The sequence below is a fragment of the Candidatus Peribacteria bacterium genome, assembly GCA_023038255.1.
GTDB lineage: Bacteria > Patescibacteriota > Gracilibacteria > Peribacterales > Peribacteraceae > CALREJ01.
The window spans coordinates 806,985-828,699 of record CP082927.1; the positions used below are offsets into that span (position 1 = coordinate 806,985).

A 21,715-nucleotide genomic window follows, 5' to 3' on the forward strand; every position below is an offset into this window, starting at 1 on the left:
AAAGCGACTTGTATACCATACAACTATTTTATTTATATGGCAATCACGCGTACTTTCGCTTCAAAACCAGCTGCCAGATCGCAATAACGATTGCTGTGTAGTTACAGATCATCATGGGAAGCGCCCCGAGTAAGGTTCCGTACACACTCCAGAGAGTGCAGTTCACCAGATACGCCCAGAGCATCACCACAGAGACATCGCCCATGTGTTTGGTGCGCATAGCACGGACAAGCTGCGGTGCCATCAAAAATGTACCGACAAGGGCTGCCATATAGCCGATCACTTCCGTAAAGATGTTCATACGAAATCCAGTTCCTTTTCGATCGCCCGGACTTCACGGAGTAACTGTGGATCGTTCTGCAGTTTGCTTTCGATTTTCTCAACAGCGTTCATGACCGTTGTGTGATCGCGGCCTTCGAAGACTTCACCAATGCGGACGTAGCTCATACGCAGATACTTCTTCAGGAGATGCATGGCAATCTGGCGCGGCACAAGAATCTCGCGGACGCGGGACTGACCGATCATGTCCTGCACGGATACCGAGTAATAGCGGGATACTCCCTCCATCACATCCTGGAACGTGGCGTTGCGGCGGGGCTGGGTTTCAAACCCGATGTCCTCTTCCGGTCCGTGGTGCGGATCTTTGTTGAGCTTCCGCATGATGTCGGCGATGCTCTTGATGGTCGGCATGCGCTGCTCAAGTTCGTACTGAGCAACGGCCTGCATCAGGATTCCTTCGAGTTCACGAATGTTTTTGGTGGCATGTTCGGCAATAAACTGCAGCACACCCATATCCATAAAAAGTTCGTACTCCTTGGTTTTTTCGACGAGGATCGCGAGGCGTGTTTCATAATCCGGGAGCGACACATCAGCAATCATGCCGCGCTCGAAGCGGGAGATGAGACGATCCTCCAGCTGCAGTTCCTGCGGCGGACGGTCGGCGGAAAGAATGACCTGCTTCCGCTCTTCGTAGAGTGCATTGAACGTGTGGAAGAATTCTTCCTGCATACGCTCTTTGTTGGCAAGGAACTGGACGTCGTCGATAATCAGCACATCGACTAAGCGGTAGCGGCGGCGGAACTGTTCCCAGCGCTGGTTCATCACGGTTTCAATCACCTGGTTCGCAAAATCTTCGGTCGTCGTGTAGACGACAGTCGCGGACGGACGCTCTTTAAGGATCGCGTTACCGGTTGCCTGCAGCAAATGTGTCTTACCGAGTCCGACACCTCCGTAGAGGAAGAGCGGATTATACTTTCCGCCCGGTTCCGTCGCGACAGCCTGACAGGCTGCATACGCCAGACGATTGTTGGAACCGACGATGAAATTTTCCATCGTATAGCGCGGGTTCAGAATTTTGCTGACAATCCCCTCCGCAAGCTTCACTTCCTGACGTCCGGGGAGCTTGCGCTTCTTTTGATCCGGGAATGCCTCAATGAGGTTGAATGTCCGGGCAGGATCATCTTTCAATGCCCCATCGACCTGATACACAATCTGTTTCACATCCGGCTGCAACTCCTGCACCACGCTGAGCGTGATTGCGCGGTAATGCTCCAAGTGCCAGTTAAGCGACATCGGAAGCGGCAGGCCCACCACCATGGTCCCCTCTTCAAAGCCGAGGATCGCTGTATCACGGAACCACGTGATGAACTGGCTCCGGGGAATTTTGGGTTCAATGCGCTTGAGCACCTCGAGCCACAAATCGCGGTTCGATGCATCAGCAGCGGTTGACGCCGGACTAACGGAAGAGACGGACGACGTCATAAAGGGTGACAATGAGGATGACAAGAAGGAGGACACCGAAACCGACAGTGTTGGTCAGAATTTCAATACGGCGTTTGCCGGGTTTCACAAACAGTTCTGCAAGTGTGAAGACCAAGCGGCCTCCGTCGAGCGCAGGGAACGGCAACACGTTGAGGATCGCGAGGCTCAAGCTGAGAAGGGCCACCAGGCGCAGATACACCATGAAACCGTGCTCCACAGACTGATACGTCAGCTGAGCAATGCCGACAATACCCGTGACGCCTTCCGGCACGGTGCCGCGCTGCGCGAGGGATGAAAAGAGCGTACCGATGCCGATAATAGTTTGCTTCGTGACGACACTTGTTTCACGGATAGAAAGCCACGCGGCATCAAGCGGATTGCGGTTCGGTGCAGAGAGTTCCTGCGTGAACGAACGAAGCACCACGCCCGTCTTTCCTTCATCCACCGGAACCGTCATGGTCCGCTGCGTCTGATCTTCACCCTGTGTGTACGCATAGATGACTTGTGACTTTCCCTGTTGTGCCGCGATCACATCTTCCGGCTTGGAGACAGGCTGTCCGTCCACAGACAGAAGGACCGCACCTTCCGGCACACCAACTTCGGATGCTGTTCCACCGGTCAGCACATCATCAACAAGGACAGCAAGCTTCAAGTGAATATCGCCGCGTGCTGCAGCCGCTTCCATGTCATCGAGAGACAGATACGTCGGAATCCATTTTCCAAACGAGAAACCGAAGAAGAAAATGACGAGTGCAAGAATGAAGTTCATCGCGACACCGGCAAGCAGAATGCCGCAACGGGCCGGGATGCCTGCATACACGAAACTTCCTTTCGCTGCCTTCGCACCGTCGTCACCGTTCTCTCCTTTCAGTCGCACAAATCCTCCGAACGGAATCCAGTTGAGCGTGAAGTCTGTCCCCTGCCAGCGGAAGAGCGTCATGCCGCGTGGCGGCAATCCGAATCCGAATTCTTCAACTACAACTCCTGCACGACGTGCGGCGATAAAATGACCGAACTCATGAATGAGAATGAGTCCCGTAATCAGGAAGAAAAATGCCAGGGCAGACACGACAAGTAACATAGGACATGCATCGTAGCGAGAACCTGTGGAAAACGTAAAAGTTTTCCACAACTTCGGGTGGAGCATGAGGGGTGATCATGTCGAAAAAATACAAAGTAAGATGGAGTGTACTTGGCGAGTACAAAAAGTTTTCAAAAAAAATCCAAACCCCATAACCCATAACCAATTACCCATAACCCGTCTCAACCCTTCGCCATCACCAGCGCCTCGACGCAGTCCACTCCCGCCATCTTCAACACTTCTGCGCATGCATCGAGTGTCGAACCAGTTGTCGCAACATCATCAATAAGAATCACGCGCTCCGGAAGATGTGATGTCGTCACGGCAAACGCATTGCGCATCGCTTCGTGTCGCTCCTCATGCGACCGGTGCGCCTGATGCCCGGTTGCACGTCTGCGTTTCAGAAGTGGTGAGACTTTGCAGTGACGCTCTTCACCAAGAATCTGCGCGAGCACATCCGACTGGTTGAACCCGCGTTCAAATGTGCGCGTCCAATGAAGCGGCACCGGACACAGGACCGTCTCCCCTGTCATCTCCATCATCTCCGATGCCTCCAGAAGAATTGCCCCAAGTTCCTGCGCATAGGATTTCTGCCTGTCATATTTGAACCGGTGCACCGCAGAACGCAGAAGTGGTGACGCCTCATAGGAGCCCGCTGCCACAATGCGGTCCAGAAACAGTAACCCCGATGCCCGCAATTCTTCGGCCTCCACCCGCACCGGAAACGACACCAGCGCCTCGAATTCCTTCTCTGTCATATGCATCCCCTCCTCTCCCTCCAGAGAGACCCGTGGGAACAGGAGATCAAGAAAACGGTTAAACATGCCCCTAGCGTAGAATATTCCCATGAAAGCGTCTTGTGGCGCACAGAGAGAATTGGTACCCTGCTTGGGCTTTTGAGGACTGAGAAGCCTTCGGGAGCTGTTCTACAGAGACGTAGAACACCGATACATTTTCACATCCCCGGGCAATTAGCTTCCACCTTCGCTCCCCGGAGCTACGGCGGACAAGCAGCTGCCACCCCTAAAATCATCGTGTTACATTCGGGCAATTAGCTCAGCTGGTTAGAGCGTCACATTGACATTGTGAAGGTCGTTGGTTCGAGTCCAATATTGCCCACCATTGTGTCAACATAGAATCCTTCTTTGTTATTTCTTCTACGCAACATTCTCATGCCTACCAACATCTACATCTCCCTGCCAGTCAAAGATGCACAAAAGTCAGTCGCGTTTTACGAAGCACTCGGCTACAAGAGCAACCCCGATTTTTCAGATGAAACAACGGGAAGCATCGCAATCAGCGACGTGATTACTGTGATGCTGGCGTCGCATGAAAAATTCCAGGAGATCTCCCCAAAGCCTATCAGTGATGCAACAAAATTTTGCCAGGTGCTTCTCAGCCTGACATGCGAAAGCCGTGAAGAGGTTGATGCATTGGTTTCGAAAGCAGTCGCTGCCGGCGGCACACAGGCACATGAACCTGAGGACTACGGTTTTATGTATCAGAGCGGCTTCTATGACCTCGACGGACACGGCTGGGGGCTGACATGGATGAATCCGGGTAGCGCTCAGTAAGAATCACCATCAGCGTACCACCCCATACCGCACCGGACGCCAACTGAAGAGATACTGTGCAAACGCCTGCAGGCGCTCTGCAATCGTGCGGCGATCTGAGGTGAAGATGGTAGCGCGCCTGTCATTGATGCCACGGATCTCACCGAGTTCTGTGAGCTTGTGAAAGAGTTGCGATCCTTCGCAGTAGTTACTGTCGATGTCGTAGCCACCGACGCGAAGCGCCGCCTCGCGACGGAAGAAGGAATTTGCTTCGGATACATTCAGGAGCCAGTATCGCCCCTGCACACTGCGCCACGCGCTGTGCAGCTGCAGACACACCTGATGCATATACGATGAAGACAGCGCACGCATCCACCCGAATCCTGCAACAAGTGACGGATTGTCTTTGCAGGTCTGCGCAATGGTTTCCAGCCAACGGCGATGATGCAGAGTATCGGCGTCTGTTGTCACAATGATCTCCCCTTTTGCTTTCAGCAGTCCGATCTGCCGTGCGCGCCCGATGCCGGCACGTTGTTCGTGAATGACACGGAATCCGCAGCGGCGCGCGAGACGCTCTGTCTCCCCTCCTTTCTGTTCACCGTTCACCACGATAATACATTCTGCATCGAGGAACGACTGCTCCGCGAGTGAACGAAGCGTTGCCAGAAGATACTGGCCTTCACGATGGGCAGGAACGACCACGGAAATATACGGATGATCTGTGCGTCCGCGGTTCTGCATGAGTGCACGAATGAAGGTGCATTTTCTGATGACCTCTTCCTGTGTAAACGTTCCGACACCGAAGCGTTCGAGCTCCAGAATACGGGGTGGAATACCGATGATGGAGTGGAAAATCTTCATAGAAAAACGGAGAATCAGGCAAAATGCAAAACGGGATACGACGCAGAGGAATGCAATTCCTGTGACGTTGACTCATTGAATGTCGGCGCGTCTTCCCAGACAGCAGACACGCGGCTGAGAATCGATTCCACTTTTGTGAGGAATGTCATATGACCGCCCGGAAACAGGACGACCTGTGTACGATGAATATGCTTTGCAAGATTGCGTGCAATGGACCATGGAACGAGCGGATCATTTTTGCCGTGCCAGAAAAACACGCGCTTTTCTTTCGGGAAATCAGAGGGTGCAAATCCCCAGTGAAAAAAAAGCCGGGCTTCCTGCAGAAGCCCCTGTACACCGTTGGCCTGAAGGAAAACGTCTTTGTAATCATTCCATAACACTTTTTTCACAGTGTCCTGCGGCACCATGAGTCCCGGTTCCAGCAGAGACGATGTATTCACGAGCCACTGATACAACCACTGCGGCCGGAACTTGCAGACGGTAAAGACAATGCGCAGGAGTGATCCCGTAATCCACGGATAGTCATTGCATCCCGACAAAAAATAGCGGCGGAACCAGTGCATGGATTGCAGATTACGAATCACATTGAGTGGCCCGATACATCCGGCGACTCCAGTGAGCTGAGTACGCTCCGGCATCGCGTATGAACACGCCAATGCAAAACAGCCACCGGACGACACCCCGATGAAGGCAGCTCTCTCCACATCGAGTGCATCCAGCAAATATCTGATGTCTTCTGCATAATCCGTCATCGACGGAAATACATGCGGAGTGGATTGCCCGATTCCCGGCCGGTTTGGCGCAATAATCCGCAAACCAAGATCGCGCCCGCAGGTATCAGCCAGAGCTGCCTGGTGGCAGGAGCCGAGAAAGCCGTGAAAATACACAACGGTTTTGCCATGCGGGTCACCATACGCTGCATATTCGAGCATTCGGTTGTCAGGGAGCCGGAGGAGATACGTTTCGGAAGCGGACATGGAAAATGTGAGGTATCTGCCTATGTAGACAGGCTTCCGCAGCCAAAATGACCGGCTTTCTTGAGTAAATAAATATTTATAAAATATTACTGATAATTAGCAACCCCAGCCCGAGGCAGAAAGTGCCGTTTTTTGCTATAATAAGAGGATTTATTCACACACAAACATATGACAGACGTCTCACCATCCGTCCCGCTGGAACAGCAGACCACGCTCACCTCGTGGCAGGCACCGGTTCTCCCAAGACATGAACGCACGAAACAGTGGTACATCGTCGGTGGAGTTGCTGTTCTGATTGGAGCAGTGTACGGCATTCTGACTGGCTCCTGGCCGTTCACGATTGTGATTCTTCTGTGTGGCGCCATGTACTACCTGATGCGCGATCATGTGCCGCCACTCAAAACAATGACACTCACCACAGGAGGTGTCCTTCTCGAGAAGTCATTCACACGCTGGGAAGATCTCGCGGGATTCTGGATTCTTGAGACCCCGGGCTATACAGAAATTCATTTCGTTCCGAAAGCAAAACGCAGCTCCGACATTCTGATCCAGACAAACGGACAGGATCTCACACAATTGCGCATGCTGATCGGACCGTATATTTCGGAGTTAAAAGATAAAAAGGAGAGTTTACTTGACGCTTTAGTCCGTACCGCTAAACTGTAAATGTTGCCGACGCGAAAGCTCTGGCACAACGCAACCAAACGGACCCCCGAACGGGAGGCCCGTCTTCTGTCGTTTGCAGAAGATCAGAATCAGAAAAAAGATGATGCTGTTGTTGAAAACAAAGATGCAGATGTGACAGACAAAGACATGGAGGCAGCGGTAAACAAAGGCACCGTTCTCCCGACGCCGGAACCGGAGAAGACTGTAAAAAAAGGAACGGAAGAAACAAAGGACCAGGTCGGCAAGCTCATGAACGATAAAGAAAAACAGAAAATGGAAAAGGAAATCATGACGCAGAAATTTGAGGCCATCATCAAAAAAGCGACCGAGAACAGCCAGAGACTGGGTGATCTGAAGACGCGCATGTCTGATCCGGCTGTGCTTGAAAAAATCGAGAAGTTCTGCCCTCCGGATCAGGTACTCCGCTGGAAGTCTGACCTCAAACTCATTAACCGTGAAGCGTTTAACACGACCAAAGAAAAAGATTTTGCGACAGCTCTCCAGACATTCTGGAGCGGTGAAGTTGCGCCGCATGATTTTCTGGTCCAGCAGGAAGATTACATGAAAACGCTCCCGTATGGTTTCCATGATATTGGTGCAGCAATCGGAAGTCTGACAACCATTCAGGAGGATCAAACCGCCTATCCCCTCACAGAAGAAGAAGCTGCATCGCAAAGCAGGCCGTATACAGCAACAACAAAAGATGAATGGTTCCTGCTGAATGAATCAGACAGAATCGTCACCATTCAGCGACTCATGCAACACGTTCAGGTTGAGGACTGGATGAGCTCCAGAATGAATACGTACGATCAGATGGAGAAATACCTGAAGCAGCAGGAAGACCATGTCGATAAGGTGGAAAAGCAGATCAAGAAAATTGATGCTGACGCAAAAATTGAAGAACTGGATGCAGATGGCGGCTTTGCACAGATGTTCCATGCCATCCGCTGGGTATCCATCAACGATTATCTGAACGGTGTTAGCAAGTACTGGAACGCCGTGAAATCCACCTGGGAAACGCGCGGTGACCGTATCAGTGCGGGTGTCGCGAGAAATATCGGTCTCGCGATGAAACCGTTCGACATCTTCCCCTTCTACGGACAGGAAGTGGATACCATCCTCGGACAACAGCTCGATGCCAAAGACGGCGAGGAAGAAAAGGGCATGAAAGAGACACTGGCCGATAACCACGCCAACTGGGAAACAGTCTTCGGAGAAGGTGGTGTGTTCGATATCTGGCGCAAGAAAAATAACCCGAACAAACTGCGCGGTATTCTTTCGTGGGCTGCTGAACGCGGCTTCCTCTACGACATTGATGATGATCTGGATAACCATGATCACCCGATTTACGGCGTTCCGGTTGCCGATATCTGTTCCGACTGGGCCGGTGACGACGCGAAGATTTCCAACTACTTCATCAAGCTGCGTGGTGATAACTCCCACGGACGTGACCACGAAAAGAAACACGGTCACGACATGGAAAACGACATTGAAAACGTGCCCCGCTTTATCCGTCTTGTGGAACACGAAATGGATGAACATAACCTCTGGGCAGCTGCGGGTATTGCAGAACGTGCGATGGAACGCGGTCTCGATGGAGCCGTTGCCGCATGGCTCTTTACAACCATTATGTCGAAGCTGCGTGAATATCCGACTCTCCGCAGAAATACACCGGTCTCCTTCTTCGATATTATCGGTAAATTGAGTATGTATAACACGGCCTTCACAATGGGTTGGGCGAAGAGATACCGTCGTGAACTCAAGCAATGGGCACTATCCGGAGATCCCAACGGTGCACCCGACGAAAGCATTCTGGATAAAACTGCCATGAAGTACTTCAACATTATTGAGAAAGATATTCTGGCAAAAGATCCTTCAATTAATGCCAATAGTCACTCCGGTAAACAGCGTCTCAACGAAGTGCTTGCGAGAGTGCTGGCGGGTGGAATTATTGAGTTGCCGGGAGGTCATATCAATATTTTCGAATCACGGTTCAAGGAATACCGGAAAATGGCGAAAGACACCTTCGCATCTGCTGCAAATCCGCATAAAGAAGATCCGGACTTCGCTATTGAAGACACAGAAAAAACGATGCTCCCGGAAGTTACTTTCAAAGAAATTCTTGCCTATACATCCACACGTGAATTCAAAGAGGAAAAATGGGTTATGCCATTCCTCAGTAACCTCATTTCCATGGAGGAACGTCTCGGAAAAATTCCATCTCTTAGGGACGCACATGCAAACTATTGCGCAGAAATCAGTGAAAAAATGAACCTGCACTTCTCGTCCTTTATGAAAGACGGCCAGGCCACAAAGCAGCTCTATACCATGGACACCCGCACAGGAAAGCCTGCTCTCGCCAGCCTTGTTGCAGCAGGATTGCTAAGTTGGAACGTCATGCAAAATGCAAACCCGGAAATCGTGAAACTCCTCACAGAACAGCTTCAGAAATTCTTCAAACCGTTCTATATGAAGACTGTGGCAGGAGGTGGTGATAAGCCTGTGGCTCTGAAAGACACCCCCATCGCTCCAGCGAAGGCTCCCGAAAAATCCACGACAACAGGCGCCTGATGCGGTAGGCTGCGTGCATGCACATCTCCATCAAACGCCTCGACACCACTCTCCCTCTTCCCAAATACGAATCCGCAGGCGCTGTGGGATTTGATCTGGTGACCCGCGAAACAACGGTGATAGAACCCGGAAAGATCGCGCTGGTGCCGGGAAATGTCATTGTGAAAGTGCCCGAAGGATACGCGCTGTTTCTGATCGCTCGCTCGTCATTGCCACGCAAAAAAGGACTCGTCTGCCCGCATGGCATTGGCGTGATTGACCAGGATTATCATGGAGATGAAGATGAGCTCAAAGTGCAGGTGCAGAACATCACGGATGCGCCGGTCACCGTCGAACGCGGCGAACGCATTGCGCAGGGTATTTTTGTGAAGGTGGAAACGGCGATCTGGGAGGAAGTAGATTCCCATGGAGCGGAGACAAGAGGTGGGTTTGGGTCGACGGGGCACGCCGTGTCACACTGAGCTCGCGAGCCAGCCGTAGCTTCAGCGAAAGTTGGTCGAAGGGTGTTCCGTGTCATGCTGAGGACACTCGAAGCATGGGCCTGTTCTTTCTTGTCTGCCCGACAAGAAAGAACCAAAGAAACGCACCGGCACCAAACGCCTCTCCACCTGCCGCAACACCCCTCCTTGGTGCCGGGGGCCACCCCTTGTGCCTCTTAGACTGTGAGGTCTATCACGACGCGGCTTCATTTTCACTTCGTGAAAATGTTTCTGGTGGAACTTCTTTTTATTGATACCCGAAACTCCCCTCTCCGGCGGCGTGTGGGCAGCTCGGAGGGGGGCGGGGAGGCAAAATGCCAGAATTATTTGCTAATCGGCTTGCGCATGAACGCCGGGACTTCCAATTCCTCCTCATTCAACTGCGGAGCGCTGGACTTCATAGGCTCAAGTTTGTCGTCTTTGAAACCCGGGGCGCGGTCTGTCATAGGTGCGGAGGGTCCGGCTGCCTTTGTCAGGTAGCGCTGTGCAGGAGTTGCAAATGACGGCGTGGACTGGCTTTCTGCAGGATCGAAGCCTGTGGCAATCACCGTACACTTCACTTGACCTGTGTAGTTTTCGTCAATGACAGCTCCGAAGATGATCGTTGCTTCCGGTGCTGCGGTTTCGGTAATGATGCGTGCAGCCTCGTCCACTTCGAACATGCTGAGGTCATTTCCACCGGTAATGTTAAAGAGGATACCCTTTGCGCCGCTGATACTGAGATCAAGAAGCGGGCTGTCGATGGCAGCGCGGGCAGCTTCTGCAGCGCGGCTGTCGCCGGTTCCGTATCCGATACCCATGAGGGTGGTTCCACCGTCCTGCATGATCGTGCGGACGTCGGCGAAGTCGACGTTCACAAGACCGTGCTGGGTGATGAGGCTGGAGATACCTTCAATGGCATGCTGGAGCACTTCATCGACCACTTCGAATGCTTCGGTCAGCGGCGTTGTCTTGTCGATAATCGAGAGGATTTTGTCGTTCGGGATGGTGATGAGTGTGTCGACTTTTCCCTTCAGGTTCTCGAGGGCCTCTTCTGCATTCTTGCGGCGCTTGAGACCTTCAAAGCTGAACGGCTTGGTGACGACTCCCACCGTGAGGATTCCCATGCTGCGGGCAAGCTCGGCAATGATACCGATGCTTCCTGTTCCCGTTCCTCCTCCGAGACCCGCTGTAATAAAGAGCATGTCTGTTCCTTCGAGAGCAGCTTTGATTTCCTCCAGGCTTTCCTGAGCGGCGCTCTTTCCAATCTCCGGGTTTGCACCGGCACCAAGACCACGGGTTGTCCCGCGTCCGATCGTGATTTTCTTGCCAGCCGGGTTGTGGTAAATGGCCTGAATATCGGTATTGACGGCAATAAACTCAACACCCTGCACTTTTCCCGTCACCATGCGTGCAACGGCGTTTGAGCCGGCACCTCCGGTTCCAAGAACGCGGATGAGGGCACCGGGCAATGCGTCAGGGCGCACTTCGCGCGACATTGCTGCTGGATCTGCGGGATCCGGCACGGCGCCTGCGCGGCCGGGCTGTGCTCCTTTTTGGCCGGAGAAGAGGGAGCGGAATGTATCTGACATGGGGAGATGGGGAAAAGAAGATGGGAGAAAAGGAAAAAGTTTTACGGGAGAAGACTCTTGAACCAGGAACCGACCTGGGCAGCAACGCGCTTCATCTGGAAGTTTCCAGCGGAAGACATACCGTCTCCTTCACGGAGTCCCCAGATAAGGGTACCGAGAGACGTTGCGTAGGCAGGATCGTCGACTTTCTCAATGACACCACCGATATCAACCGGGAAGCCCATCTGGACCGGCAGCCCGAGAACATCGCGGGCGAGGTCGAGCACGCCAGGAGCTTTCACTGCTGCACCCGTGAGCACAGCACCAGCCGGCAACATGCCGCTGCGTCCGAGGCGGACGAGTTCTGCTTTCACCAGAGAGAAAATTTCGTAGTAGCGTGCCTGCATGATCTCAGCCATATAACGCTTGCTAACTGTCTGTGTGTCGACGCGGGAGATGGACGAAAGATCGATCGTGTCGCGCTCGTTAATCTCCTGCGGCAGCACAGATCCGAATTCAATTTTGATGCGCTCAGCGGTATCGACCGACGTACGGAGTCCGATGGCAATATCGTTTGTCACCATCTCACCCGCAACCGGAAGTCCGATGGAGTGCAGGATGGTTCCCTCTTCAAACACGGCAACGCTGGTGCAACCGGCACCGACGTCAATGACCACAACCCCGAGTTCCTTCTGACGCTTGCTAAGCGTTGCTTCTGCAGCGGCAATAGTGGACGGGACAAGAGCGTCGATATCCACTCCGGCCTGGGAGATGCACTTTTCAAGGTTCTTCACATGCTGGACATGACCGGTGATGATATGCGCTTCCACCTCGAGGCGGATGCCTGTCATACCAACCGGATTCTTGATGCCGCGCTGTTCGTCGACCGCGTACGCTTTTGGTTCAATGTGCAGAATGCGGCGGTTTGGCGGAATACTGACAGCCTGAGCCGCTTCAAGAACGCGGGCAACGTCATCCATCGTGATTTCGGAGCCGGAAATGGCAATGACGCCACGGCTATCGAAGGACTCGATGTGCGATCCGCTCATGCCGACAAACACATGGTTCACCGGCACGCCGGCCATGCGCTCAGCATCTTCCAGGGAAGAGATGATGTTGTGGATGAGTTCTTCGACATCAATGACCTGACCCTTGCGGATACCCATGGACGGAGAGACACCGACACCGATGACATTCGGCACACCCTGTTCCTGGCCACCTTCGGTAATGGCAACAACTGTACGAATTTTTGAACTGCCAATATCAAGACTGGCGAGCACGCGTTCCTTGGGCATAAGAGTGAAGGAAAGAAAAGAAGTCAAAACACCTCTGAAACATCACCGAAACAATGGTCCCAAGTGTACGGATGCAACGGAGAACAGCGCAAGAGCGAACGACTACGTTTCGTACTCGAACTGCTGATGACTGAACACAACGCGTATACAAATATTTTGGCCTGTACTAGGTCTGAACCTACAAATGTATTCAATCAAAAAGTAGGCGAAAAATAAATGTGCACATTCTGTGAACATAACAAAAGATGACAATCGGATTTTCAACCAGATTTTTTCTGAAAATACATACACGAAAAAATGACTCACATCAGCCACACAGAAGATTTACACCTCTCCCATCCGGCAAAAACGAAATGCTCTAAAAAAGCGCCAACTGATCGTCTGCTTTCGGCTCATCTGATGCCGGGTTTTCACTGAAAATATCAGACACTGCGTAGTACGCAGTCTGCCCGAACGGTGTCTGCAGGAACTCGCGGAAACGCCTCGTCAGCATGGTGAAATTCACAAGCTTGAAGAAGGCCAGGATGGGATCAGCGGAGAGTCCTTGCACGCGGATCTCCTCAAACGATGCAGCGAGTGGAATATCACAAATCAGAAGTGCCATATGCTGGCAGAAAAAAGCCTGTTCCTTGTCTGCTTCCAGCTTCGCGCGCACAGCAGGACGGATCTCTGCAAGATTCTCGTACACCGCTTCGAGCGTCTGGTATTTCTGGAGCAGCTCTGCAGCCGTTTTCGGGCCGATGCCCTTCACGCCGGGCAGGTTATCCGACGCATCGCCCACCAGTCCTTTGTATGCAGGAACCTGATCGGGTCGGATACCGTACTTGGCCTCTATTTCTTTGGGGCCCAGATATTCCGCATTCAGGTAGCCGCTGTGGGGAATCGCAATGTGGACCTTGTCTGTGGCAAGCTGGAAGGCATCGCGGTCACCGGTCACAATCGTCACTTTCATTCCCTTTTCTTCTCCGGCTTTTGCGTAGGTGCAGAGCAGATCATCCGCCTCATATCTTTTATTGCTGATGTGTTTGATGCCCATCGCATCCACCAGCTGCATGACGCGCGGAATCTGGCTGTAGAAATCGTCCGGCGTTTCGGCACGACCATCTTTATAGGTCTCATTTTCCTCGTGACGGAAGGTCTCCTCACCGGCATCGAAACATACGAGGAGATGGGTCGGCTCCTCTTTTTTAAGGATATGCAGCAGCATGGATGCCATCCCAAACACCGTATTCACCTGTTCCCCCTGCGGTGTGCTGAGAGTTCGCGGAATAGCCCAGTACGCGCGGTACATGAGGTGGTGGCCATCAATAAGGACTAAATGTTCTATAGGCCTATCCTACCCATAAAACCTGCAAAGAAACATATAGTAAGACGTACTATTTTATGTTTTTTACAAGACCAGCAGACTTTCCGGAAATCGTGTTTTTCGCTATAATGAGAGGAAACATTCACACCAAAACACCCATGACAAATCTGTCCCCTGCCACCGATACCGCTATTGCGAAGAAATACGCAATGGATTCGCTCGAGCTGAAAGCGCAGAACAAAGTGGCGCTGCAGGAAGAACTGGGCTGGACCCCCGAGCCGAAGCGCGCGATGGTGTGTCTCCCGACTGGAATGAGTGAAAAGCTGGGCGGCAATTTATTGAAGGAATTGATCCCGGGACTGCTCGCTCTGCCGATTGAAATTGTGATTCTCGGAAAAGGCTCTGCAGAATTCGGCGCGTTCCTCACAGACATTGCAAAGGAACACAGTCACCGCATTGCGATTGTCCCGAACGACGAAAAGCACATCCGCAAAATGTTTGCCGCTGCGGACATGGCTCTCTTCCTGAGCGACGCAACAGGAATGCCGGAGCTCGAGGCAGCCCTCTGCTACGGCACAATCCCCCTCTGCCCGATAACCAAGAGCATCAAGGCTTACGACCCGAACCAGGAAAGTGGTGAGGGATTTTTGTATGAAAAGCAGACGGTATGGCATGCCTATGGTGCGATTGTCCGTGCGCTCGAAACCTTCCGCTTCCCATACGACTGGAAGACGATTCAGAAGTCATGCATGGAACGGACTTCGAAGTGACGGGTTATGGGTTATTGGTTATGGGTTATGGGGATTTGTTGATATAGTTTTTTCATGCGGTTTAGTGCATCTGTGATCACCGGTTCTGGTAGAGGAAAAGGGATGGGGACGCCGACTCTCAACCTTGATTTAGCTGATGTTCCGGGCGATCTGAAAGAAGGGATTTATGCATGCAAAGTGATCATTAATAATGCGATCTACGATGCTGCCATGCATTACGGGCCGCGCCCTGTTCATAAAGATACGGCTTCCTGCGAAGTACATCTGCTTGATGAAACGATGAGCGATGCCCCAGCCATGATTGCAGTAGAGATTGCTGCCTATCTCCGTCCTGTACAGGATTTCCCTTCTGAAGCCGCTTTAATAGCCCAAATCAACGACGATATTGCCAAGGCTCGTGGTATTCTGGAGACGTATGTTGCACCGTCTGAAAAAACTGATTCCTGAGCAGCATCCCGTGCGGCTCCTCTGGCACAAATCCAAAGCTCTGACTGCCGCCGTGCGCTACGGTTTTCCGGCGAAGAAACTGACGGTGATTGGCGTGACGGGAACCGATGGAAAGACCACCACAGTGGGTATGATCGCGCATATTCTGAACGCCAACGAGATTCCGACAGGTGCGCTGTCGACAGCCTTCTTTCAGATCAAAACCGACATCACCTGGAATGCCACACAGAAGACATCACCCAACCCTTTCATCATCCAGAAGTTCCTGCGTCAGCTGATTCGTGAGGGGTGTACACATGCAGTGCTGGAATATTCATCGCACGGATTGATTCAGGGACGAACGCACTTTACCTATCCGTTAATTGGAGCGATTACGAATGTGAGCGAGGAGCATCTCGATTACCACGGAACCATGCAGGAATATATCCGGGCAAAGGGACTGCTCTTCAGAATGCTGCAAAAAAAAGGCGGTGCAAAAATTCTCAATGCAGATGACCGGACATATGGTGCATACAGCAACATCCCAACAGAATGGTCGATTAGTTACAGTGCTGTCCGCCCCTTCGATGCATCATCTGATCTGCATCATCTGGGTATCTGGACAGGTCCGGTGCAGGTACATCCGCGTGGAGCATCTGCAGAACTGTTCACGACAACGGCAGACATCCTCGATCCCCTGACTCTCAGTATTCCCGGCGCTTTCAATATTCAGAATGCGCTCTGTGCACTCAGCTGCGCGCATGCGGCAGGAGTGGACGTGAACCAATGCACGCTTGCCCTGAAAAGTTTCACCGGAATCCCAGGCCGCATGGAACGGATTGATGCCGGCCAGGATTTTTCGGTCTTCATCGACTTTACGGTGACACCGCAGTCCTATGAAGCAACGCTTTCGACTCTCAAAGCAATGTTGCCTGCCGATAAGCGCTTACTTGTCCTAATGGGAAGCTGCGGCGACCGCATGAAAGAAAAGCGTCCGGTCATCGGAAAGATTGCAAGCAACTACGCTGATGTCTTGGTTGTCACCAATGAAGATCCGTACACGGAAGATCCGGAAAAAATTATCGATGACGTGTGGGCGGGAATTGATCAGTCCAAAACAAAAGCCCACCGCATGTCTGACCGTAAAGAGGCTATAGAATTCCTGCTGAAGGAAGCCAAAAAAGATGACATCGTGATTCTGTGCGGCAAGGGATCGGATACGACCATGTGGGTAAAAAATGGGCAAGTGCCATGGAATGAGAGAGAGATCGTAAAGACACTTTTGTCACACTCGTGAATTACGATTTAAGAATTATGAATTATGGAAATACAATGGAGCCATAATTCATAACTCATCATTCATACATCCAGTACCAGTGATTGTCGGCATTGATGAAGCAGGCCGTGGCCCCCTCGCCGGTCCGGTGGTTGCAGGTGCGTGTCATATTCCCCTACCCCTCTATAACCGCCGGCGATCCTATGGCGCGTGGTCACCGCATAAACGGGCAATCAGTGATGACATTATTATTGGCGACAGCAAAGCGTTAACCGCACATCACAGAGAAAAAGCCTACACATGGATAACCGAAAACTGTGCGTGGGGATTTGGGATTGTGTCTGCCGAAGCGATTGACCGGATCGGCATTCTGGAAGCAACGAACGAGGCGATGCGGATGGCTCTGGCGATGGTTGCCGAAAAGATTACACCGACCTATCTGCTCGTCGACGGCCGCGATGCCTTCTGGTTCGATTATCCGCACACGTCGATCATCAAAGGAGACGACAAAGAAGCCTGCATTGCAGCAGGGTCTATTATCGCAAAAGTGACGCGGGACCGGCTGATGATGGAAGCCTCACAGAAATTTCCGCAGTACGGCTTTGAGGGACACAAAGGCTACGGATCGAGTGATCATATTGCGGCTATTAAAATGCATGGACCATGTGCATTGCATCGGCGGAGTTACCTGAGAAATATTCTCAGCGATTCCCCTTTTTTACAAACAACATCAAGCCCAAAACCAGTATCGGAATCGTCAGCCACTGCCCTTCTGTCAGGATATACACCGGCACACCAGCCTGGTCGCGAATGAATTCAATCAGAATACGGACAATGCTGTAGAGAATGAGGAAAAGTGCGAGTGTCCGGCCGGGTTTTACTGAAGACCGCAGGGAAAGAAAAAGCGCTGCTGCCAGAAGCATCATGGCTGCAAAGTCATACAGCTGAATCGGATGACGGAGTCCGTCTGCGCCCGGAAAATTCATGCCCCAGGGAAGAGATGTGACAGTTCCGTAGAGCTCCTGATTGATGAAATTTCCAAGACGTCCGAGGCCGAGACCGATGGCAACCGGGATCACGATCACGTCTGCAATGCGCAGAATGTCATCCCAGGTTTTTTTGCGCAGGACAAAAAGCATCGCGATCGCCACGCCGATGAATCCCCCATGTGATGCCATTCCCCCGTTCCAGACTGCAAAGATCTGCAGAGGATTCTCAAGATAATACGATGGTGCGTAGAAAAAGACATAACCGAGTCTGCCGCCGACAATCACGCCGATCACCGCTGCGGAAATAAGGGATGACCAGTTGTCTGCAGACAGAGTGAGTTGCCGGTATTTCTGCAGATGCGGCACCAGAAACCATGCAAGAACAAACGCGGCAAAATACAGAAGTCCATACCAGTGAATGCCAAATCCGAAAAGTTCCAGCGCAACGGTGCGGGACGGGAAAAAGGAAATCATGGAAGGCAGGAAACGGTAAAGAAGCGCGGGTACTCGGTTGGGGTAAAACACGGATCACTCATAAATCCGGCGACGGACTCTCCATAGTAATCCTGGAAAAACTGCGAGACATAAATATAGACAGTGCCGGAATAGATCGAGAGCATCCGGACACGATCTTCGTGCGTCCCCATCAGGAAAGTCTCCCACTCACTGTACGTCCAGGCGTTGTCAAAAAGACCCGGACCTGCAATACGGGCATACGGCAACCAGCCGCGGAGCTGCGTGACTGTTTTGTTATCCAGTCCAATAATCAGCGCATCCGCGGGAATATGGTCTGCAAATGTGTTAATGGCATCGAAATCAGCAGGATCTGTCATTGGTCCACGCAGAGGCATGACACTGATCATGATGGCAGCCTGCACCAGAAGAGCGCAGACGAGGACCCCGCGATACACAGGCCGTGAAAACCGCATCCAGAACGCACGGATAGCAATCGCGGCAAACGGCAGCAGGAAGAAATCGAGCTGCAGGAAAAAGCGGCGGTAGAAGAGCAGCCGTGCCACAACAAACAGCAAGCTCCAGAGTACCGACAGCTGCCACAATGTAAACCGTTCGCGCTTGATACTGAGCGCAAAACCGACGGCACCGAGTGCAAGGAGAATGCCTTCTGTCTGCAGATAGAAGAGAGCTGGCGGGAAACTGCCGCCCGATATCTGTTCCCCCTTCAGAAGCGCCGGCAATTGGGACAGAATCGCATCTTTCCAGACAGGCAGATACCAGAGCACGCCGATAAGAACAATAACGCATCCCCCCAGAAAAAACGGCAGGAATGTGCGGAAAGCGGCGCGCAGGTTGGTGCGCGCATCACCGATAAAGCAAGTGAACAGCCACGACCCGAATGCGAGACCAAAGAGCAAACCTGTCTGATGGTGTGTAGCCACACAGAGAATGCCGGTCAGAATCGCCCACCACGATTTTTTCTCAATCAGCCGGTACGTGGCCACGCACCACAGAAGTGACGCGTAGGTTTTCCAGTACATCGCGGCAAAGCCGTCAAAGTATGCGATGGAAAGAAGGGCTGTAAGGAGCACCAAGACGCCCGTCATCTTTCCCTCCCTCTTCCCTATTACCAACGCAAACACTGCCGCCAGCACAACGGGAAACAAATTCCAGATCCACCCGAGCAGCCATGACACCGGCACACCGAGCTTCAGGAGGAGAGTGGAAAAGAAAAAGAGTCCGAGCGGATGTCCTTTAGCCCAACCATCCATCGGCGCAAGCCAGAACGGCGGAAATCCGTCTGCGTGGCGGATGAAGAGATAGCGATAGAAGCCGGGGTCGTACCCGAGCGGTGCGCTGTAGTGGAAAAACGACCAGAAGAATTTACAGAGCAGGAGCAGCAGAAAAACAGCTGAGAGAATATGAACAGTGTGTTTCGCGACCCATGCGCGCTGATAGGGACTAAGCAACATGGTCCTAAGAGTACGTGTTCAGAGTCCGTTCGTCACCCTTTCGTTGATGACGCGCTGCAAAGCATCCGTTGCGCGATGATGATCAAAATGCAGCTCTGCATAGCTCCTTGCTTCATCAATGGCTTTCTCCCGCCGCTGATCATCATTCAAAGCATCAAGCAGAGCCCGTGCACACTCCTCAGCATTCCCACTCTCAAACAAAAACCCCCGTTCCCCATAACCCATAACCGATAACCCATAACCCACCAGGCACCGCAACCCCTCACTTTCCGCAGCCACAACAGCCGTTCCTGCCATCATCGCTTCCGCAGCAGCCAGGCCAAATCCTTCCAGATACGCAGGACACACGGCCACTTCTGCCTGTTTCACGACACTGAGGAGATCCGAAAAGAGCAACCCGGGAATGCGGACGACGTGATGCAGATGTCTGATGCGCTCATCCAGACGATCGGCCAAAATCCCCTGTCCGATAATCATCAGCTGTGCATCGGGGCGCTTCTCAGTAACAAGCGGCCAGGCTTGCAGCAGAAGCCCCACTCCTTTCCGTTCTTCCAATCGTGCAACGCAGACACACAGCCCTTTTTTCCTGGAGATCGTCGATGCCTCTTTCCATGTATCACTGACCGGATGCGGCAACGACACTATGCGATCCGCGGGGAGACGATACGTTTCTTCAAGCACACGACGGGTGTCTGTATTGAAACTGAGAATGAGCGATGCGTTGCGATAGGTTTTTTTCTCCAACGGAATGAAGACTTTCTTCCAACCCTGTCCCGGCACCAGCCGCGCCTGCTGCTCGTAAATGTGATACACAGAACAGATGTACGGAATGTTTGGCTTCTTCCAGAGAAAAACCCCACCCGGCCCACCGGGCATCATCAGAAAATCAATACGATGCTTTCTGATCCATCGACCCAACACAAAAGGCAATAATAAAGAGAAAAGCGTATGTCCACCAAACCGTTTCGTGAAAGAAAGCAGCGACGTCCCAGCGCCCCGGTAACCGGTAACCGGTAACCCATAACCGGGCGTCCCCACCACCACCTCGAAGTCCGCAGACAAGGACTCCGCAATCCACTCCATCGACCGCCCCATCCCCCCTTTTGCATGCGAAAAATCCCAGCTCACAATGCCGATGGTTTTTTTAGCGGAAGACATCAGTTGCATAACGTTCAATCAGATGAGACCAGTCATAGTGTGCTTTCGTCGCGGCTGCAACCTGAACAGGATCAAGCGGATACGTCAGTGCATCGGTAATGACCCGGATGCAATCATCAACATCGCCCGCTTTAAAGAACTGTCCGGTCTCTCCTTCAATCACTGCCTCTGTGATTCCTTCCAGGCGCGATGCCACCTCAGGGAGTCCGCGGGCCGATGCTTCTATGCAGACAATGCCGAATCCCTCGGTATCTCCGCTCACCGGAATATTCGGCATGAGGAACAGATCTGCCGCGAGAATCTCCTTGTTCCGTCTATCGTCATCCACTGCACCAAGAAGCACCAGGTGATCGCCGAGGCAATTGCAGCGGATGAGACGCTCAAGAAAAGGACGATCGGGTCCATCACCGATAATGCGGAGCTGGAGATGCGGCATACGCTTGAGGAGTGGAGGCAGTACCTGATCCACAAACCAGACGGCGCCTTTGCGCGGAATCAGACGGCCGATCATGAGAAGGGTAGGATTGAGGTTAGAATTAGAGGAACGAACCGGGAGATTGGATGTATTGATACCGCAAGGGATGACAACAATGCGATCATCACGCACTCCCCTTTTTCGCACCTCGATCGCCGTTGCTTCACTGATGCAGCAGACACAATGCATTGTGGGAAGTGATCGTCTGAGCAGCCACTGGTACCACCATCGGGCATAGATCACATCGAGTCCTGCTACAGTCACAGATATCCTCGCACCGGTGATCGCACTGATGATGACGCCAAGCGGACAGAGCGATGCATCACCAAGGTGAATATGAACGGATTGCCCTGCCCGAAGCCCCCGAAAAATCGATCGGCATGCAAAAGCGATCAGCGCCAAAAACCCAGGTTTTGAAGGATGAATGACTGCTGCCTGCGATCCATACTTCTTTTCCATCTCCCTCCACAAATCCCGGCTCAAGCGCTGCAAGCCGCCTATTCCATGCCACGTTCGGGTGATAAATAAAACCATGATAATTGCAGAATAACAGGACTGTACAGGAAAGGTTATGAGTTATGAGTTACGGGTTA

General features: G+C 52.3%; 21 protein-coding genes and 1 tRNA gene. 9 read left to right on the forward strand and 13 right to left on the reverse strand.

What is annotated here, in order from left to right:
• Nucleotides 1-43: 43 nt before the first annotated feature.
• The 4 genes from K8942_03840 to K8942_03855 form a co-directional block, all read right to left on the reverse strand.
• Nucleotides 44-301, reverse strand: coding sequence for a hypothetical protein (locus K8942_03840; protein UPA22167.1), 258 nt, complete (start codon nt 299-301; stop codon nt 44-46).
• Complete coding sequence (gene dnaA / locus K8942_03845) at nt 298-1,761, reverse strand: chromosomal replication initiator protein DnaA (GenBank protein ID UPA22168.1); 1,464 nt, start codon at nt 1,759-1,761, stop codon at nt 298-300. The genes K8942_03840 and dnaA overlap by 4 nt, the downstream gene beginning before the upstream one ends.
• The gene (locus K8942_03850; protein UPA22169.1) at nt 1,736-2,842 is read right to left on the reverse strand and encodes a M50 family metallopeptidase; all 1,107 of its coding nucleotides are present in this window, start codon (nt 2,840-2,842) and stop codon (nt 1,736-1,738) included. Before K8942_03850 ends, dnaA begins: the two co-directional genes overlap by 26 nt.
• Before the next feature lie 182 nt (nt 2,843-3,024).
• Nucleotides 3,025-3,666 carry a hypothetical protein gene (locus K8942_03855; protein ID UPA22170.1) on the reverse strand — a complete coding sequence of 214 codons (642 nt, stop codon included), beginning with the start codon at nt 3,664-3,666 and terminating at the stop codon, nt 3,025-3,027.
• A gap of 221 nt (nt 3,667-3,887) precedes the next feature.
• Between K8942_03855 and K8942_03860 the strand changes: the two genes are divergently transcribed.
• Both K8942_03860 and K8942_03865 read left to right on the forward strand, forming a co-directional pair.
• Nucleotides 3,888-3,964, forward strand: a tRNA-Val gene (locus tag K8942_03860).
• 50 nt (nt 3,965-4,014) lie between these two features.
• Nucleotides 4,015-4,416 (forward strand): VOC family protein, encoded by a 402-nt coding sequence (locus tag K8942_03865; GenBank protein ID UPA22171.1) that lies wholly within the window; start codon nt 4,015-4,017, stop codon nt 4,414-4,416.
• 9 nt (nt 4,417-4,425) lie between these two features.
• Here the strand turns inward: K8942_03865 and K8942_03870 are convergent, their stop codons facing one another.
• Nucleotides 4,426-5,256: a glycosyltransferase family 2 protein gene (locus K8942_03870; GenBank protein ID UPA22172.1), complete on the reverse strand. Its 831-nt coding sequence runs from the start codon at nt 5,254-5,256 to the stop codon at nt 4,426-4,428.
• A gap of 14 nt (nt 5,257-5,270) precedes the next feature.
• The gene (locus tag K8942_03875) at nt 5,271-6,233 is read right to left on the reverse strand and encodes an alpha/beta hydrolase (protein UPA22173.1); all 963 of its coding nucleotides are present in this window, start codon (nt 6,231-6,233) and stop codon (nt 5,271-5,273) included.
• Between the two features lie 168 nt (nt 6,234-6,401).
• On the opposite strand from K8942_03875, the gene K8942_03880 reads away from it, so the two are divergent.
• Genes K8942_03880 through dut form a run of 3 tightly spaced genes read left to right on the forward strand, consistent with a single transcriptional unit; the run spans nt 6,402 to nt 9,931 of the window.
• On the forward strand, nt 6,402-6,899 hold the full coding sequence (locus K8942_03880) for a hypothetical protein (GenBank protein ID UPA22174.1): 498 nt from the start codon (nt 6,402-6,404) through the stop codon (nt 6,897-6,899).
• A complete protein-coding gene (locus tag K8942_03885; protein ID UPA22175.1) occupies nt 6,900-9,470 on the forward strand; it encodes a hypothetical protein in 2,571 nt (856 codons plus the stop codon).
• Between the two features lie 17 nt (nt 9,471-9,487).
• Nucleotides 9,488-9,931: a dUTP diphosphatase gene (gene dut, locus K8942_03890; GenBank protein UPA22176.1), complete on the forward strand. Its 444-nt coding sequence runs from the start codon at nt 9,488-9,490 to the stop codon at nt 9,929-9,931.
• 341 nt (nt 9,932-10,272) lie between these two features.
• Here the strand turns inward: dut and ftsZ are convergent, their stop codons facing one another.
• The 3 genes from ftsZ to K8942_03905 all read right to left on the reverse strand — a co-directional run bounded on the left by ftsZ (nt 10,273) and on the right by K8942_03905 (nt 14,085).
• Complete coding sequence (gene ftsZ / locus K8942_03895; GenBank protein ID UPA23144.1) at nt 10,273-11,427, reverse strand: cell division protein FtsZ; 1,155 nt, start codon at nt 11,425-11,427, stop codon at nt 10,273-10,275.
• 134 nt (nt 11,428-11,561) lie between these two features.
• Nucleotides 11,562-12,794 carry a cell division protein FtsA gene (gene ftsA, locus K8942_03900; GenBank protein ID UPA22177.1) on the reverse strand — a complete coding sequence of 411 codons (1,233 nt, stop codon included), beginning with the start codon at nt 12,792-12,794 and terminating at the stop codon, nt 11,562-11,564.
• Nucleotides 12,795-13,152: 358 nt separating this feature from the next.
• Nucleotides 13,153-14,085, reverse strand: a complete 933-nt coding sequence (locus tag K8942_03905; GenBank protein ID UPA22178.1) for a hypothetical protein — start codon at nt 14,083-14,085, stop codon at nt 13,153-13,155.
• Nucleotides 14,086-14,258: 173 nt separating this feature from the next.
• On the opposite strand from K8942_03905, the gene K8942_03910 reads away from it, so the two are divergent.
• From K8942_03910 to K8942_03925, 4 genes are all read left to right on the forward strand, one after another.
• Nucleotides 14,259-14,870 (forward strand): hypothetical protein, encoded by a 612-nt coding sequence (locus K8942_03910; GenBank protein ID UPA22179.1) that lies wholly within the window; start codon nt 14,259-14,261, stop codon nt 14,868-14,870.
• A gap of 72 nt (nt 14,871-14,942) precedes the next feature.
• Complete coding sequence (locus tag K8942_03915; protein UPA22180.1) at nt 14,943-15,317, forward strand: riboflavin kinase; 375 nt, start codon at nt 14,943-14,945, stop codon at nt 15,315-15,317.
• A complete protein-coding gene (locus K8942_03920; protein ID UPA22181.1) occupies nt 15,286-16,593 on the forward strand; it encodes a UDP-N-acetylmuramoyl-L-alanyl-D-glutamate--2,6-diaminopimelate ligase in 1,308 nt (435 codons plus the stop codon). The genes K8942_03915 and K8942_03920 overlap by 32 nt, the downstream gene beginning before the upstream one ends.
• 64 nt (nt 16,594-16,657) lie before the next feature.
• A complete protein-coding gene (locus K8942_03925) occupies nt 16,658-17,386 on the forward strand; it encodes a ribonuclease HII (protein UPA23145.1) in 729 nt (242 codons plus the stop codon).
• On the opposite strand, the gene lgt is transcribed toward K8942_03925, so the two are convergent.
• Genes lgt through K8942_03945 form a run of 4 tightly spaced genes read right to left on the reverse strand, consistent with a single transcriptional unit; the run spans nt 17,274 to nt 21,581 of the window.
• Nucleotides 17,274-18,035, reverse strand: coding sequence for a prolipoprotein diacylglyceryl transferase (gene lgt, locus K8942_03930; protein UPA22182.1), 762 nt, complete (start codon nt 18,033-18,035; stop codon nt 17,274-17,276). The two genes, K8942_03925 and lgt, sit on opposite strands and share 113 nt — an antisense overlap.
• Nucleotides 18,032-19,489 (reverse strand): hypothetical protein, encoded by a 1,458-nt coding sequence (locus K8942_03935; protein ID UPA22183.1) that lies wholly within the window; start codon nt 19,487-19,489, stop codon nt 18,032-18,034. Before K8942_03935 ends, lgt begins: the two co-directional genes overlap by 4 nt.
• 18 nt (nt 19,490-19,507) lie before the next feature.
• Entirely contained in the window at nt 19,508-20,656 is a 1,149-nt protein-coding gene (locus tag K8942_03940; protein UPA22184.1) for a glycosyltransferase family 4 protein, read from the reverse strand.
• Nucleotides 20,634-21,581, reverse strand: coding sequence for a glycosyltransferase family 4 protein (locus K8942_03945; GenBank protein UPA22185.1), 948 nt, complete (start codon nt 21,579-21,581; stop codon nt 20,634-20,636). Before K8942_03945 ends, K8942_03940 begins: the two co-directional genes overlap by 23 nt.
• Between the last annotated feature and the right edge of the window lie 134 nt (nt 21,582-21,715).